The organism is Pedobacter sp. KBW06 (genome assembly GCF_003852525.1).
GTDB lineage: Bacteria > Bacteroidota > Bacteroidia > Sphingobacteriales > Sphingobacteriaceae > Pedobacter.
In genome coordinates this window covers 812,199-830,237 of the sequence record NZ_QAJL01000001.1, presented here as the reverse complement: position 1 = coordinate 830,237, position 18,039 = coordinate 812,199, and the positions used below count along the sequence as shown (strand labels likewise).

The 18,039-nt window shown below is 39.0% G+C and carries 11 protein-coding genes; 10 read left to right on the top strand and 1 reads right to left on the bottom strand.

The features are described from left to right. Positions 1-1,152: a glycoside hydrolase family 76 protein gene (locus DBR43_RS03270; RefSeq protein ID WP_124577861.1), complete on the top strand. Its 1,152-nt coding sequence runs from the start codon at positions 1-3 to the stop codon at positions 1,150-1,152. A gap of 297 nt (positions 1,153-1,449) precedes the next feature. On the opposite strand, the gene fucP is transcribed toward DBR43_RS03270, so the two are convergent. Then, positions 1,450-2,682, bottom strand: coding sequence for an L-fucose:H+ symporter permease (gene fucP / locus DBR43_RS03265; protein ID WP_124577859.1), 1,233 nt, complete (start codon positions 2,680-2,682; stop codon positions 1,450-1,452). Between the two features lie 409 nt (positions 2,683-3,091). Here fucP and DBR43_RS03260 point away from each other — a divergent pair, with 409 nt between their 5' ends. From DBR43_RS03260 to DBR43_RS03220, 9 genes are all read left to right on the top strand, one after another. Then, entirely contained in the window at positions 3,092-5,917 is a 2,826-nt protein-coding gene (locus tag DBR43_RS03260) for a glycoside hydrolase family 2 protein (RefSeq protein WP_233602840.1), read from the top strand. Positions 5,918-6,045: 128 nt separating this feature from the next. Then, on the top strand, positions 6,046-6,639 hold the full coding sequence (locus DBR43_RS03255) for an RNA polymerase sigma-70 factor (protein ID WP_124577857.1): 594 nt from the start codon (positions 6,046-6,048) through the stop codon (positions 6,637-6,639). A 54-nt stretch (positions 6,640-6,693) separates the two neighbouring features. Then, positions 6,694-7,917: a FecR family protein gene (locus tag DBR43_RS03250; RefSeq protein ID WP_124577855.1), complete on the top strand. Its 1,224-nt coding sequence runs from the start codon at positions 6,694-6,696 to the stop codon at positions 7,915-7,917. Positions 7,918-8,293: 376 nt separating this feature from the next. Further along, positions 8,294-11,611 carry a SusC/RagA family TonB-linked outer membrane protein gene (locus DBR43_RS03245; protein WP_199756945.1) on the top strand — a complete coding sequence of 1,106 codons (3,318 nt, stop codon included), beginning with the start codon at positions 8,294-8,296 and terminating at the stop codon, positions 11,609-11,611. A gap of 11 nt (positions 11,612-11,622) precedes the next feature. After that, positions 11,623-13,446 carry a RagB/SusD family nutrient uptake outer membrane protein gene (locus DBR43_RS03240; RefSeq protein ID WP_124577851.1) on the top strand — a complete coding sequence of 608 codons (1,824 nt, stop codon included), beginning with the start codon at positions 11,623-11,625 and terminating at the stop codon, positions 13,444-13,446. 93 nt (positions 13,447-13,539) lie between these two features. Beyond that, positions 13,540-14,688: a glycoside hydrolase family 76 protein gene (locus DBR43_RS03235; protein ID WP_199756944.1), complete on the top strand. Its 1,149-nt coding sequence runs from the start codon at positions 13,540-13,542 to the stop codon at positions 14,686-14,688. Positions 14,689-14,924: 236 nt separating this feature from the next. Then, entirely contained in the window at positions 14,925-15,155 is a 231-nt protein-coding gene (locus tag DBR43_RS03230) for a hypothetical protein (protein WP_124577849.1), read from the top strand. Between the two features lie 823 nt (positions 15,156-15,978). Beyond that, positions 15,979-17,205, top strand: coding sequence for an MBL fold metallo-hydrolase (locus DBR43_RS03225; RefSeq protein WP_124577848.1), 1,227 nt, complete (start codon positions 15,979-15,981; stop codon positions 17,203-17,205). Next, entirely contained in the window at positions 17,202-18,038 is an 837-nt protein-coding gene (locus DBR43_RS03220) for a serine protease (RefSeq protein WP_124577846.1), read from the top strand. The genes DBR43_RS03225 and DBR43_RS03220 overlap by 4 nt, the downstream gene beginning before the upstream one ends. Position 18,039 lies beyond the last annotated feature (1 nt).

The following is an 18,039-nucleotide window of genomic DNA, read 5'->3' as shown; positions in this document are numbered from 1 at the left end:
ATGAGATCAATCATTTCAGCATATAAAATATTGGGGACGATGACCATAGCGGTCTGCTTATTCTCCTGTAATAAAGAGGAAATAGGAGTTGTACCTCCGGAAGTAATCCCGGCGGTAGTGGTGGACTGGGCAAAGGCTGCGGAACAATCGCAGATTGCATTAGATGCACAGTTTTATTCTGTTACCCAGAATTATTATAACCAAAACAACGATGGGCACACTGGGTTTAATTACTGGTGGAATGCCCATGCACTGGATATTCTGGTCGATGCGTATCGCCGTACAAAAGATGTGAGGTACCTGACTAAAATGGATAACCTGCTTGCCGGCTGCTATGTTAAAAACGGCAATACTTACTGGAATACTTTTTATGATGATATGGAGTGGTGGGCACTTGCATGCTTGCGTGCCTATGACGCTACTAAGGATGAAAAGTATAAAATCATGGCGAGGCAATACTGGACCTGGATAAAAGTGGGTTGGAGTGATGTAAAGAATGGGGGCATTGCCTGGGCTTCTGGTTCGAAGGACTCTAAAAATGCTTGTTCTAATGCCCCGGCGGTGATTATTGCGGCAAAGCTTTACCAGCTGGATAACAATATGGACGATCTGGTATGGGCCAAAAAGATCTATACCTGGCTTAAGACCTATGTGGTAGAATCTTCAAGAGGAGTGGTATGGGACGCATATGGCAATACCAAAGAAGAGAGTATCTATACCTATAACCAGGGAACATGGGTAGGTGCGGGGTTGGAGCTATACAAAATTACCAATGAACAGGTTTACCTGAATGATGCAGTCCGTAACGTAAATTATGTGATGAATGACCAGGTTAAGTTTTCTCCTAAAGGCGTGTTGAAGGGTGAAAATACGGGCGATGGTGGATTGTTCAAGGGAATATTTATCAGGTATATGGCACAGATGGTACTGAGGGGAGTAGTGGATGATTATACCCGTGAACTTTATGTGAAATACCTTAAAAATAATGGAAATAGTTTGTATACTAAAGCGATAAGAACACCAGAAAATACTTTCGGCCCCGACTGGGCAAGTAAGCCTAACAGTAGGGTGAGCGATAGTTCTGTCCAGTTGAGTGGTTTGATGTTATTCGAAGCCCTGGATGAACTGAAACGTGCGAACTTGTTAAAGTAAGATACCAGGTTAAAAAATCTTAATATAAAAATATTCCCGCGTTCTTAGCGGGAATATTTTAGTTTTAGGGAGGTGATATACTTATTTTTTTACTGAAGAATTACCTTTTCTACTGGTTTTTCATCAGACTCCATTTTCTGCAATAGGAATATCAATGAGTTTAAGAGTAATATCTTTCACAGTCTGCGCAATAGCCGTAATGGATGGATTATAGATGCCTTACCTTTTTTTCTTCAGCCCTGCCATTAAGCACAAAGTTGTGCAATATCCATAATCGAGAGTTTAGCCATGTGGGTACTAGTGTTTTACTTTGTAAAATTTATAAGCGAATAAGAAAATCACAATATAACAGATAATCGGGGTATAATAAGCATTTGCAATTCCGGCTTTGTCGGCTACGGCACCCATAATAAAAGGGAAAAACGCTCCGCCTACTACACCCATCGATAAAAATGAGGCGGCCTGCTGGGTACGTACACCAAGGTTTTTAAGGCCCAGACTAAATATGGTAGGGAACATAATACTAAAAAAGAAATTGATCATCAATAAAGCAATGAAGGATACCATACCAAAGTTTTGCGCTACGATAATACACATCAGGATATTGCCCAGAGCGAAAATAGCCAGCAATTTATTGGGTGCGATTACACGCATTAAAAATGTTCCGATGAATCGTCCGGCAAGCATCATTCCCATAAATAAGACCATATAGTTTCCAGCCTCAGCATCGCTGAAGCCCATTTTTTCGTGGCCATAATTGATAAAAAACGCCCATGTACCTGCTTGAGCGGCCACATTAAAGAACTGTGCGGCCACAGCCCATACGAAATGTTTATGGTCAAAAAGTTTTTTGTCAGGCGCTACATCGATGTTTACAGCAGCTGCATCTGCCTCGGCGACCGCATGGGGGTCTATGGTAGGGGGAACTTTAACAAAAGAAAAGGATACGGCTACCAATAAAATAACCACTCCGATTACAACATACAGAATTTTAACGGATGTTAAGTCTGTGCTGCCTTCTACGTTATTACGCAATAAGAAGTAACTTCCGATAGCCGGGCCCAGCATAGCGCCAACGGCATTGAAAGACTGGGCGAAGTTGATACGCTGGTCGCTGGTCCGCTGATCTCCCAATGAGGCTACGAACGGATGCGCTACAGTTTCCAGTGTAGATAACCCACAGCCTACAATGAACAGGGCGATGCCAAAAAAAGCGAAGGAGGAAATGTTCGCTGCTGGTACAAAAAGAAAGGCGCCTATAGCAAATAGCGATAAGCCTAAAAGTACGCCTTTTTTATAACCGAAACGTTTCATGAATAAGCCTGCAGGTATACCCATTACCGCATAAGCGCCAAAAACAGCAAACTGTACAAAGGCCGACTGCGACTTAGAAAGGCTCATGGTGTGTTGAAAATGTTTGTTCAGGACATCTGCCATGGTAATGGCTATGCCCCAGAACATAAAAAGTGATGTGACAAATACAAGGGTGACAAGAAATTTTCTGTCAGTGAAGGCTGCTTTTTGTTGCATGGTTCAATATTTAATTTGGTTAGTTCAGATTTTTAATTGCAGAAGTATTTTTCAAACATACTTAGACTAAAATGATTTAGCAAAATTAATTGTTTCTTTTGTATTTGATAATACCACCCTTTTTCTGCTGAATTAATTATTAAAATAAATGAGATTTTTGTTGTTATGTTACCTCTGGAAAGAAAGGTTATTTAAAGGATTTGTTGGGCATTGCTGGTTTTTGAGTACAGCTGGGTAAAGGGAGTATGTAATCTGGAAATGCCCGGTGGAATGAAGGTCTCTTTTTATTTTTTTATCCTACTAAGGGTCAGCCATACCATTGTGGTACTTCTTATTGTAAGCCCAAGTATAAACTATAAGGAGCGACAGAATTAATTCACTGACCGCTGGATGTTTTAATTGACATTGAATGAAGCCGAGTGTACTGAACTATTATGTTCCAGGATCTTCAGTCCCAAAAGGATATACAATGGATTACCGGTGTATTTGGAATATCCTTTCCTGTAAAAAAAATAAACTTATGTGTTTAAAAAAACTGATCATTTTTCTTTGTAGTGTTTCATCGGTTGGTTATGCTCAAAAAGCCACACTTAGTGACAGATCTGCTCCATTGTCTATTTTCCTCCGCTCCGCTTCTGATGTGGATGTACCCGTTAAATGGGAAATGAAGAAAGTTACCGAAGTGAAAGAAAATGAAATGAAGGTATCGTCTGTTAATTACAATTCGACCAATTGGATGCCCGCAAGTGTGCCAGGTACGGTTTTAAACAGCTTGGTTAATAATAAGATTTATCCGGATCCATATTTCGGAGATAACAATAGAAAAGAGCGTAACCTAATCCCAGATCTCAATGATGTAGGTGTAGAATTTTATCATTACTGGTTTAGAACGCAATTTACTATTCCGAAAAAATTCGCCGGCAAAAGGTTGTGGTTAAAGTTTCATGGAATCAATTATCGCTGTGAAATCTGGATGAATGGGCAAAAGCTGGGAGATATGGCTGGCATGTTTAATTCGCAACAGTTTGATGTGACTCGTCTTGCAAATACCCAGGGTAAAAATACCCTAGCAGTTAAGGTCAAACCTGTAGATGTTCCTGGATCCAGTAATAATTCTAAAAAAAGTAGACCAGGAGCCGTCGGAGAAAATTTTAATGGAGGAGATGGTGAAATTGGCAGAAATGTTTCTATGTTGATGTCCGTAGGCTGGGACTTTACCAGCCCGGATGGGATTAGAGACAGAAATACAGGAATATGGAAAGATGTAGAGTTATTTGCTACGGGTGATGTTTTATTGGAACACCCGTTTGTGATTACCAAATTACCTCTGCCAGATACCAGCTCCTGTAGAGCGAGTGTAAAAGTTGAAGTGTATAATGCAGCAGGTAGTTTACGATCTGGTGTATTGTCGTGCAATATCAAAGAAGAAGGGATCAATATAGAAAAAAAAGTGGTGTTGAAAGCTGGTGAGAGAAAAATGGTCAGTTTAACACCAGAAGAATTTTCAAGTTTAAATATTTCCCGGCCAAAATTATGGTGGCCTTTGAATAAAGGAAAGCAGGAGTTGTACACGCTCGATATGAAGTTTACAATTGCTGGCAGGATCAGCAGCAATTCAACTTCCCGATTTGGTGTCAGAGAGATCAGTACCGATCAACAAACACCAGATCAGTCCCGTAGATTTCTTGTGAATGGATATCCTGTATTTATACGGGGTTCTAACTGGGTGCCAGAGGCGATGTTGAGAAATGATGAAAAGCGTACTTATGCTGAACTCAGGTATACTCGTCAGGCTGGTATTAATTTTTTAAGGTTGTGGGGAGGTGGAATTGCTGAATCTGATTATTTTTATCGCCTTTGTGATGAAATGGGAATTATGGTATGGTCTGAGTTTTGGATTACAGGGGATACTCGTTTTCCAGTTGACACCTCACTTTATTTTAGAAATATGGCTAGCACAGTAAAACGGATTAGGAATCATGCCTCATCTGCTTACTATGTTTCGGCTAATGAATCGACCGAGATAAAAGGTGCCAGAGAACTGATCTACGCACTTGATCCAACAAAAGGCTACCAGGTGCAATCTGAATGCTGCGGCATTCACGACGGGAGTCCTTATAAATATGAGAACCCGATGCAGTATTTTGAAAATACAGCTTCAAAAAGAGGTAGCCGGGTTGATGGCTTTAATCCTGAATACGGCACTCCGATTTTGCCTATTCTTTCTTCGCTGAAAGATCTGATGCCACAAAAGGATCTTTGGCCGATAAACACTGCTGTGTGGAATTACATGGACGGGGGAGGTTTTCATCAAATGACAACAAAATATAGAGAAGCTGTTGAACAGTTTGGTAAGGCTTCTTCAATTGAGGACTTTGCAAGAAAAGCACAGTTTGTCGGGGCAATGAATTACCGTGCACTTTGGGAAGTCTGGAATTACAATAAATTTGGATATGGTGATCGTTTTGCGGCTGGGTTGTTGTTTTGGTATCACAACAGTCCTTTGCCCCAGACTTCTTCCCGGTTTTATGATTGGTTTCTGGAACCGACTGCAGGACTATATTATTCCCAAAATGCCTTAGCACCTTTGCATCCACAATTCGATTACATCAAAAATACTGTTTCTGTATATAATGATTACCGACAATCTTTTAAAGGATACCAGTTAGTTGCTATGGTTTACAACATCAAAAGTGAATTGATTTCCAAACTTGAGCAGATAATTGATATTCCTTCGGATGGTCTGGTTAAAGATGTTCTGAAAATTAGCATTCCTGATAATATTTCTCAAGTCCATTTTATCAAACTGATGTTGCGGGATAATCATGGAAAGCAAGTGTCAGATGCATTTTATTGGCGTTCAAAAGATATCTATAAAGGAGCTTGGACTATGACGGGACCTGCGGTGTCAGGATTTCAGGATCTTCACCAAATAAAGCAGACACAACTGTTGTTAAAAACTACTCAAAAAACAGATGCAAATAAAGTCATTGTTACGGCAACAGTTCATAATATTGGAAACTCTCTTTCTTTTTTCACTCAATTCAGATTGGTTGATGGACAAGGCAGAAGTATCAGACCGGCGTTTTACACCGATAACTTCTTTAGTCTTTTACCTTATGAGCAAAAAGTTGTGAAAATCGAAATTCCGGCGTATGTTTTAAATCATGGCGTTTTTAAAATTGTTGTTGATAGTTTTAATGCCCCGGCAATAACCGTAAAGATGCCTGGCTAAATCATTTTATATAGGCATAATGTCAAAACAAATCTACATAGAACGATTATACTTGTTAAATGATAATTATGTTTGCGGGGTCGGTACATAGTTATATCTTAGCTTTTAAATTGGAAATCCAATAAGCGATGATTTTAGGTGAAACTAAGTTAAAAGTAAATGAAAAAGAACTAGAAGCCGCTTCAGAGCTGTTATTAGAATCTCTTTACAAATCCTACTATGACCGGTTACTTTATTATGCCTGGACGATCATTCATGATAAAGAGGTTTCCAGGGATTTCGTTCAGGAAGCTTTCATCAGGTATTGGGATGAAAGGGAAAGGGTTTCCCCGAACCTTATTCAGATCCGCAATTTTTTATATGTAAATGTTAAAAATGCTTGTTTGAAACATTTGCGGCATGATAAAGTAGTGAATAAATATATTTGTCTTCAAGATCCTGAACCCGCTGAGGAAGCCGTTGTTTTAAACAAAATGATTCATGCGGAAGTGATAGGTGAGATTTATGCGGCTATTGAATCTCTTCCTGAAAGATGTAGAAGGATTTCGAAGATGGGGTATCTGGAAGGATTGAAAAATCAAGAAATTGCAAATGAGTTAGGTATCTCTATTAATACGGTTAGAACACAAAAAAAAAGGGCAATAGAGTTGCTGAGAACAAGACTTAGCCCGGAAAACTTCCTTACGTTGATCTTACTTATTCGGCATTTTAATAATAATTAAAAAAAAAAGAACAAAGTCTTTCATCATTAATTGATCTGAAGGGATCATTATAGTATGCAAGAAGACCTGCCTTTATTATATCGCGCTGAACAAATACTTCGTTACTTAGGTAATGATTTGGGGATTGATGAGCAAATTGAATTGTTATCCTGGTTACAGGAGCATCCTGAACATCAGGAGTTTGTTGAAAGTTTACTAAGCGATAGTGGACTTGACGCAGGATTGCAGTTTATGAAAAGCTCGGGCCGTACACAAGCCTGGGAAGAACTGCAGCAAAAACTAAAGCCTCATAGTAACAAAAACAATATATTCCAGTTATGGAAAAAGGTAACTGCAATTGTGGCAGTTCTGGTGATGATGATCACAGGCTTTTATTTTTATAAGGATGCCAATTCCGGAAATCGCATATTGATTCAGGATCTGAGCAAGAATGACATTCGCGCAGGTGGAAATAAAGCCTATTTAACGTTGACAGATGGCAAACAAATCAAGCTGTCCGACATGGAAAACGGGAAAATCGCTGTGCAGGCGGGATTCATCATTACCAAAACCGCCAACGGTGAATTGCGATACGAAGCCACGCCAAGTCCCAATGGTATTACCAAAAACAATAAGGCTACCTTATACAATACCATCTCTACCCCTTCAGGGGGGCAATATAAAGTGGTATTACCAGACGGTACTCAAGTTTGGTTGAATTCCGCATCTTCCTTAAAATACACCACCTCATTGGCTAATTTGAAAGAGCGAAAAGTGGAATTAGTTGGAGAGGCCTATTTTGAGGTGTCAAAAGGAGAGCCTGGGCAGTCTTTTATTATAAAATCTAGAAATCAGGAAGTCGAAGTACTAGGTACACATTTTAACATCAATAGCTATGAACAGGAAGAATTTACTGCAACAACTTTGTTGGAAGGCCGGGTTAAAGTTAGACGTAAAGGTGTTTTTGAGCAAACGATTTCTCCAGGAGAACAGGCACTAGTAGGTAAGTATATTGAGGTCAATAAGGTGGATACTTCTACCGCCGTGGCTTGGAAAAATGGATTATTCAAATTTGAAAATGCAAGTATATATACCGTTATGAATCAGTTTTCCAGGTGGTATAACTTCGACATAGAATATGAAGGGAAAGTGCCACGTAACCGATTTAATGGGGAAGTATACCGAAACCTAACTGCCTCCAAAGCTTTAAGAATCCTTACCTATGCTAAGATAGAATTCCGTTTGGAAGTCAAAAGAGAAGATCCGGAAAGAAAGAAAATAGTCATCATTTCTAATTAGCTAAACCTTGTTAAGGGAAAATATGAATCAAACAAGAATTTTAACCATAAACCAAACGAACATGAATAGAGATATACAATGGCGTAGCTGAGCCTAGCATGGGTCTCAAATAAAAACCAGGCAATGATTAGAGCCATTGCCTGGATATAAGCTTGAGCTAACCCCTCTGATAATATCATCGGAAAAAAGAATTCACATTTCTGTATTAACCCAAACAAACCAAATGTAAGAAACGTATTTGAGATTTTTTTCCATAGTTGGAATCAAAACTTGTTACTGTTGCTCTCATTTGGACAATTTTTTAAGCAAAATGAAAATAAGTGCTTTTAATTCTAGACTTTCTGCATTTCAGAAAGTCCCTAAACTGCTATTGATAATGAAATTGACCACTTTCATAATAATGATAGCCCTTTTGCAGGCAAATGCCACCGTCGTGGCACAGCGCGTTACACTTAAAGAGACAAATAAACCGCTCTCTTGGGTTCTTAAAGAAATAAAAAGGCAAACTGGCTATGTGTTTTTTAGCAATGACTTTGACCCTTCACAAGAAAGTCTCTCGGTTAAGGTAATAAATGTGTCTCTTGAAGAAGCGTTGCAAGCCTGTTTTAAACGGTTGGCTATAAAATATATGCTAATTGATAAAACAATTTTTCTTACCAAAAGCTCCCCTTCAATAGATAACAGACAGCCAATTTTAGTAAGGGGGATTGTGGTAGATGAAAAAGGCCAAAGTATTCCCGGAGTTGGCGTAAAGGTTAAAGGTAGCCTGATTTCAACTTCTACTGACGTCAATGGTAGCTTTAGTATCAACGTGCCTGATGCAGGCTCAATTTTAATTGTTTCTTACATCGGATATGAAACTCAGGAAGTTTCGGTAACTGGAGATAAGAATCTGAGCATTATGCTTAAACCTAGTGAAAAAGCATTGGAAGAAGTGGCTGTCGTCGGATTCGGAACGCAACGTAAGATTTCACTTATTGGTGCTCAGTCTACAGTAAATTCAACGGATCTTAAAATCCCTGTGGCAAGTGTAACCCAATCCTTGGCAGGTAGAATTGCGGGGGTTGTTGGTGTACAAAGAACTGGTGAACCAGGAAGAAGTGCTGCCGATATCTGGGTTCGTGGTATCGCAACTTTTGGAGGTGGCTCAAGTGCTCCGTTAATATTAGTTGACGGTGTAACCAGAAGCATCTCAAATATAGACCCGGAAGATATTGAATCTTTTACCGTATTAAAAGATGCATCAGGAACTGCAGTTTATGGAGCAAGGGGTGCAAACGGTGTGATTTTGGTCAAAACAAAGACTGGTAAAGTTGGTAAGCCTTCCATATTTTTCGATTATAATGAAGGAATAAGCACGTTTACAAGGCATCCAGAGCCATTAGATGGAGTAACCTATATGAAGTTGGCTAATGAAGCTTTAACTGGTAGAGGGCAGGCGGAAAAATATGCTCAAACTTATATAGATGCTACCGAATCAGGTAAAGATCCATTAGTCTTTCCAAATGTAAACTGGATGAATGAACTTTTTAAAAAACATAGCAATTTGCGCAGAGCCAATTTGAATGCTAGTGGAGGGGTGGAGAATGCCCAATACTATGTATCTCTAGCTTATTATAATGAAGGCGGATTTTTAAAAACTGATGATTTAGCCGCCTACAATTCCGCAATGACCTTTAACCGGTATAATTTCACCAGTAATTTAAATTTAAAAATTACCGGAACAACTAAACTTGATTTAGGTATTCAAGGGTATGCGGCAAATGGGAATTATCCTGGTGAGACTACCGAAAGTATTTTTGAATCTGCTTTATCTGTATCTCCCGTAGAGTATCCTAAATTGTATCCAGGTGGTTTGGTCCCTGGACGCTCATCAAATGGAGGGTTTCGTAATCCTTATGCTGATTTAACCAGAAGAGGGTACCGCACAGAATTTGCAAATCAGCTCTTTAGTAATTTACGTCTAACCCAAGATCTAAATGGCTTGTTAAAAGGACTGACCGCGACTGCTATGGTTGCTTTTGATGGAACAAGCACAAACTCTATCAAAAGGTCAAAAAGAGAAAGTACTTACTTTTTGAGAGATGTAAATAACCCTTATAAGGCAGATGGAAGTTTAGATTTAATTACTTCTTACACAAGTACCGCAACCTATCTGAGTTACGAACCATCCAGAGGGGGGAATCGTAAATTTTATACAGAAGCAGCTATTAATTATGACGGGACATTTGGCAAACATCGGGTTGGAGGCTTAGTCTTAGGGTATTCAGAAGATAGAACAGAACCTTTCGCTGGAAATTTTACCTCGTCAATTCCATTTCGACAAATCGGTGTTGCAGCTCGTGCGACCTACTCATTTGATGATCGTTATTTCGCGGAAGCGAACTTCGGTTACAATGGGTCTGAGACGTTTGCACCAACAAAAAGATACGGTTCTTTCCCTGCATTTGGCGTGGGATGGATTCCATCTAATGAAAAATTCTGGGATCCGATTAAGGGAACAATTTCTTTCTTGAAGTTTAGGTACTCTGATGGTGAAACAGGAATAGGGGATATTGTTGGGAGAAGGTTTGCTTATTTAACATTAGTATCTGATGGCGTAACAGGGTATCAATTGAATAAAACATTTGCCAATATTAACAACGGCGGGATTAATGTTTCTGATTATGGAATTGATGTTTCATGGGCAACTTCCAGAAAGCAGGATTTAGGTATGGAAATAAGAACTTTAAAGGATAAGTTATATCTAATTGTAGATTTATTCAAGGAGTACAGGACTGGGATTTTTCTACAGAGGCAATCTATTCCAGGTTATGTGGGTTTGACTAATCAACCTTTTGGGAATTTGGGTATAGTTGACAATAAAGGAATTGATGCAACATTAGAATATAACGCTTCCATTGGTCAAGTTGAAGTAGGTTTACGTGGTACATTTACTTATAACAAAGATAAATTGGTGAGAGATGATCGTCCAGAACAACCATTCCCCTGGATGTCGCGTCTTGGAACTAATATTTTATCCCGTTATGGATATGTAGCTGAAAAACTGTTTGATAACCAGGCTGAAATTGATGCAAGTGCAACTCCAGGATCTAAGGCATCTATCAGGCCAGGGGATATAAAATACAAAGATTTAAACGGTGATGGATTAATTAACGATTACGATGTATCAAGAATTGGACGCGGTGATATCCCTAATATAGTATATGGTTTTGGAGTAAACATTTCTTATAAAGGTTTTGCTTTAAGTACGTTCTTCCAAGGCGTTCATGGAACTGATATTATGTTGGGCGGTTCTGGTATATTTCCGTTTAATGGTGGGGGAGGTTTAAGTAACGCCTACAATATTGCAACAGATCGCTGGACACCTTCAAATCCCAGTCAGAATGTGTTTTATCCGCGCTTGGCTTATGGAGAAGCAGATAATACTAATAATACCTTAGAAAGCTCCTGGTGGGTTAAAGAAGCGAACTTCTTACGGTTAAAAACAGCGCAGTTAAGTTGGAATTTACCAACTAAGTTTGCACAAAGGATTAAGCTTAAAAATGCGGCCATTTATATGATTGGTACGAATTTGCTTACCCTGAGCGGCTGGAAATTGTGGGATCCTGAGTTGAATACAGGGACTAGAGCAAATGGTGCCAGGTATCCACAAACTTCTACAATCTCACTAGGTTTAAATGTTAAATTTTAATTAGTACAGCAATGAAAATATATATATACGTTTCACTCTTTGTAGGATTAACATTAGCTACATCGTGTAAAAAAGGATTTTTAGATCAGGTACCCAATGATCGGTTAACACTCGATGAAACGTTTGCAACAAGGCTAACGGCAGAACGGTTTTTAAATAATGTTTATAGCTTGATTCCCGATGAATTTGCACAAAGAAATCCCGATTTGAATAGAAACGGCGGTATTTGGACCGGCGCAGCCGATGAGGCAGAATTTGTTTGGGGCTTTAACCAGGCAAATAATGTAAATATCGGAAGTTGGGATGCGAATACTGGTTTTGTAAATAGTTATTGGAATAATTTTTACAGGGGTATTCGCTCTGCCAGTTTTTTTATGCAAAATATCGACAAAGTAACTCAAGACGTTACACCAGAAATTATAAATCAGTATAAAAATGAGGCCAGGGCATTAAGGGCGATTTATTATTTCTATCTGGTAAGATTGTATGGGCCGGTCGTGATAATTGGTGATAATGTAATTGAACCAGACGCTCCCACTCAAACTCTTATGTTACCGAGAAGCAGCATGGACGAATGTATAAACTACATTAGCTCTGAGCTCGATGCAGCCGCAGCAAATCTACCAACTACAGCGCCAAATGATGCAAATTATGGTCGCATTACAAAGGGGCAGGCTCAGTGTTATAGGTTGCAGGCTCTATTATTAGCTGCCAGTCCATTATATAATGGAAATACTGATTTAGCAAGCTTAAAAAATAAGGATGGTAAACAGCTGGTGAACCAAGCTTTCGATCTTAGCAAATGGAAAAAAGCTTCAGATGCTTACAAAGCTTACATTAATCAATTTGTTCCTGGTACTTATTCTTTATTCAGAAAGAATAATTCCCAAGGTGTATTTGACCCCTATTTGTCTTGCCGTGATATCTTTTTAGATAAATTCAATAATGAAATCATTATGTTCAGACTAGATGCTTCAATTGAATCCAGGCAATATGAATTGACGCCATATCACAGTGGTAAGAATTCTGAAGTAAGAGGCTCGTCCGGTTTGGGTGCAACACAAAACCAGGTAGATGCTTTTTTTACTGCAAATGGCCGTACTATTAATGATCCACTATCTGGTTACGTACAAACAGGCACAACAATGTACAGAGCTCCAGGAAGCCCAATTGAAACTGATACCTATAATCAATGGGTAAACAGGGAACCACGGTTTTATGTAAATATTACTTACCACAATAGTGTTTGGTTAAATACGACATTTGGGAATATCGTAACTGAATTTAATAATAATAATGGTAATTCCGGTAAAGCAACTGGTGGTAATGATTATTCCGTTACCGGTTATACAGTTAGGAAAGCAATGGGTTTAGGTAATTGGAGAGAAAGTAATCGTCCCGTTATTCTATACCGTGTAGGTAATTTGTTTCTCGATTATGTTGAAGCACTTAATGAATCAACACCTGGTGATCCTGATATTTTAATTTACTTAAATCAGATTAGAAATAGAGCTGGTATACCTGAATATGGGAATGGTATCGGACAGATTCCGCCTCCATCATCCCAGTCGTTAATGCGGGATGCGATTAGAAATGAAAGGAGGTCAGAATTGGCTTTTGAAAACGTACGTTTCTTCGATACCAGAAGATGGAAAATAGCCGAAATAACTGATAATGGTGTAATCTACGGATTGAATATCACAAAAAATTTGCCAGAGTTTTTTATTAAAACTCCTTTTGAAACGAGGGTATTTACCAAAAGACATTATCTGTTTCCAATTCCTTCTAAGGATGTTACTTCAGATAATCTAATGATTCAAAATCCAGGTTGGTAATACGAATCTCCTCATTAATTAATAATAAAAACTCATGTTATTCCATATTATGGGGTAACATGAGTTTAACTTTTTTATCAAGAATAAATCCGCATGGAAAATCTCAGCTTTGTAAAGCTTTACATTCAAAATAAAATGACTTATTCGGTTTTTATATTTTTGTTAATATTAACCTCCTGCAGTAAAAAAACAGGTGTCGGAATTTCACAACCTATAACACCACCGAGAATAATGAATTTCACAGCCGAAGATGCGAAAGCTGCGATGAATTCTTTTGATGCAAACTTTTACAGTAACACAGATAAACTATATTACAGTTCTACTCAGAAAAATAAGCTTGCGGCAATTTGGGTACAAGCTATTTATTGGGATATGATTATGAATACTTATAAACGTTCAAATGCTCCTGTTGATCTGCAAAGAGTTGAGGATCTATATCAGGGTGGATATCTAAAATATGATAAATATAACTGGGAAAACAAAGTGGAATGGTTTATCTACGATGATATGATGTGGTGGATTATATCTTTAGCGAGAGCTTATGAAATAACTGGTCAACAAAAATATTTAAATGCTTCAAAAGCTGGGTTTGCCCGCGTTTGGAGAGATTCTTATGATGTAGTAAATGGTGGTATGTTTTGGGATTTTGCCAGAACTGGGAAAATGGCTTGTATCAACTTTCCAACTGTAATTGGTGCTACTACTCTTTATAATATAACGAAGGACAGTGGTTATTTAGAAAAGGCAAAGGAGATTTATGCCTGGACAAACAACACTTTGTTCGATAAGAAAAGTGGTTTGGTGGCAGATCATAAAGTTGGTGATAATCCAACTTATTGGAAGGCTCATACTTATAACCAGGCCACTTGTATTGGTGCAGGGGTAATGCTTTACAAAGCAACCAAGGATCAAAAATACTTAAATGACGCTATTTTAGCTGCGGATTATACTCAGGAATTCATGTCTTCTTCAACAGGCGTGTTGACTTTTGAAATGGGGATAGAACAGGGCATTTATAATGCCATTCTTGCACAATATATTATTCGGCTGATTGAAGATGGTAATCAACCTAAATATGAATCCTGGATAAGACATAATATAGATCTCGGTTGGGAGAATCGAGATAAAGCCAGAGGAATAACTTATAAAGAATACAATGTCCCCTGTCCAATTGGAATTGTAGAAAGTTATGATGCAAGTGGAATTCCTGCATTTATGCAGGTAATTTCACCGGTAAAGTAATTATATTAAAATTGGAACAAAAAAAAATTAGACGGCTACTAGAGTTTTGCTTCTACCTGTTGTTGATTTAATGTCTAAGTGATCTTTTGTTAAGAATATAAGTCATTCAATTAAAAGCTATTATTATGTTTCATTAAGAGATAAGGGATGCAGTACTTGTGGTAATCCGAATTAATTTGTTGCCCTTTAGAAAAGTGAGCACAATATAAAATCATTTCCAACGCTATATTTGCATTATGAATTTACCAATGCGCATTACCTTTGATGGAAATGACTATACTTATATGGTCATGACGAAGGGAATAACGAAAGAAATCACTGCAATCCATATTAATCTGAATGGTATAGAATATCAATTAGTTTGTAATGCAAAGGGGGATTGGGATGCTGTCGATGCGACTATAAGTGATCATTCTGGATTGCTGAAAGCAATAGGAAGAAACATTAAACTACGTTATCGATTGTAAAAAAGGATTTTATTTTGATCGTGTTTTTCCGGTGTGATGCTCTGCTGATCTAGAGGACTGGATGTGATATCGGTTGGGACTCGGTTAAAATGAAAGCTTGTAGGAGAAGAGAAATTTGAGGTTGGCGATCCTAACTAACTGTTCACAGGGAAAGGAACAACTTAGGCAAAATCCCGGTAATCAAATTGGCGTACAGTTTGGCCCGAAACGGATTGACCACTTTCGGGCTCTTCCCCAATTTTGGTGGTCAATAATTTTATCTATGGGCTTAAAACATGCGTATGTAGCGATGAAATCCGTAAATTGAGGCTAATGATCATTTAATAAATGATTATCTTTTGCAGATCAAAAGGAATCGTTATCTTTTGTATGCGTGAGAAAATAACTACGTTTAGAGCATCATAAACAATGCTTTTTATTGAGTAGATTCAAATATTCAGCAACCAACCACCAAAAGTGGGGAAGAACCACTTTCGTTGAAATACACACCACCACCATCTTCTTGGCGGTATAACCACCAGCACGTAACAAATTACCGTTGTAATATCTTTAAATGTGCTGCTCGCCGGATAAATTCTGCAGACCATATGTGGGCAGCATTGCCTGGAGAGTACTCTTGGACAGTCCATGAACTACGAAGATTCTAAATCAAACTAGAACTTTATGTTCAAAGGTTTCAAACTGCATTATCTTAACTTATTTAAAGTGGAGTTTACGAAGCATTGATATTGTTTTGTTCATTTGTTTAAAATCCATTTTTTAGTCATCTTCTTTAAACAAAAAAAAGTATTTTGCCTGAATCTTATTTAACAATGCTCTTTTCATGATTACCATCCACAATTTTCCCGCAAGTTACGGGGATACCTTTCTTGTTCAGATTAATGACCAGGGATTCCAGGAGGTCAATATCCTGATCGACTGTGGCAAGGGTTTTGCAGGCAAGCCTCAGGAAACCCTTGCCAAATTGGGCGAGCACAACGCCCACAGGATCGACCGTTTTATTATTACACATTTTGACGACGACCACATTGCAGGGCTTTCGAGTTTTATCACCCAGAACGGGAAATCAGCAAGTCCAAACATCATCCAAATCGAGGAGATCTGGATGAATACTTTTAGACACTTACAGTTCAGCAAAAGGAATCCAGAGGTTCTGAATGTCGAGGAAACAAAGCGGCTGGAAACTTTCATACGTAACTTTTCCATTCAAAACCGGGAAAGGCGAGAGCAGACCATTGGCGCAGAACAGGCACTTACAGCAGGAAAAATCATCTATGAAAACGGTTACGTCTGGAATGCTGATTTTTCAGGCGAGGCCTGCATGGCAGGCAGGAGCATCAAGGTCACTGAAAACGTTAAAATCCACATCCTTACTCCAAGCGTTGAAAAATTAAAGGCGATCGAATCTGATTTTGTAGCCAAACTCAAAACGAACCATAATCTTGAACCTACTCAAGAGGATATATTTGATGATGCCTATGAGCTTTTCGTGAAATATGGCGAGACCGAAAAAAAAACAGAGAAACCCATTTCGGCTGCTCATCCCGTGATCTCGAGGGAAACCCTTACCGGAATCGTTAAAGATTTTGAATATGATCCGGATACGCGCCCGGGAAACGGAAGCTCTATTTCCTTTGTCCTGGAGACCAAAGAAAAAAACATACTCTTTTTGGCGGATGCCCATGCCGAGGATGTCATAACCTCCCTAGAAAATCTTTTTCCGGAAAGAAAAGGGCCATTGTATTTCGATGCGATCAAGGTTGCCCACCATGGGAGCGCAAGGAACAATCCTCCAGCCCTCTTTGATCTGATCGATAGCAGTATTTTTATCTTTTCAACCAATGGCAAACATCCGGCCCACGTACATCCGGATGTAGAAACCATTACGCACATCATATCCAGGCCGTTGCCGGGTAAGACCGAGAGAAGAACACTTTATTTTAACCATGAATTCGAGGGAAAGCAAGGACACCTTAAAGCCTTTGATGATGATACGCTCAAGGAACACTATCATTACGAACTGGATATGGAGACAGAGATCATATTATGAGCAACTTAAATAGCATCAAGATGGCCAGCTGCATGCTGGAGTGTGCTGGCATAAAAGGTTCTGGATTTTTCATTACTCCAAACCTAGTGCTCACCTGCCTGCATAACCTATCCATTGGACAGCAGGTTACCGGCGAAAGACCAGGTGAGCAGAAGGAAACTTTTGAGTTCGAAGTCCTGGATCAGGATGCAGGGATCGACCTTTCCCTGCTGAAGGTGATTAATAATAGAGAGAGTCTGAATACACTTCATGTTTGTTCCCTGGAACCTGTGGCTGGTATCGAATGGGAGTCTTATGGCTATCCGGATACCACCAATGGTAGGGCAATTGGAGAATCCCTTACAGGAGACATCAGAGATTACGCTGAATATACCGCTGGCTTGGAACATGACGTTGTTCTGAATGTCACCGGATACAACGTACAGACAAGTGTTTATGATGGTTTTTCAGGATCACCTCTAGTCGATGATTATGGCAATGTATTTGCCGTTTTTCGTTTCTCGGGCCATAATAGCCTGGATGCTGTTAGTATCAAGCGTGCCAAGCCTTTTCTTGAAAAAAATAATATTCTCTGCAAACAAGATTATCTGCTTGATTTTGAAGAATACGCCTGCAACTGTTTCGCAGGGTTTGAAGACGATCCTAAGCGGATGTGCAATGCTGCAGCCATAGGTATTAAGGATCAAGTTAAGCCCGATAGTATAACGCGAGATCTGCTTGGCAAGCTTTACTATCCCCACAATAAAGATTCTCTTGAAGATATCATTGTGCTTACCTCAAAAAGAACCCTGCAACCAACCGCGGACTCTGGAAAGGATGGCTGGAATTGCTGAG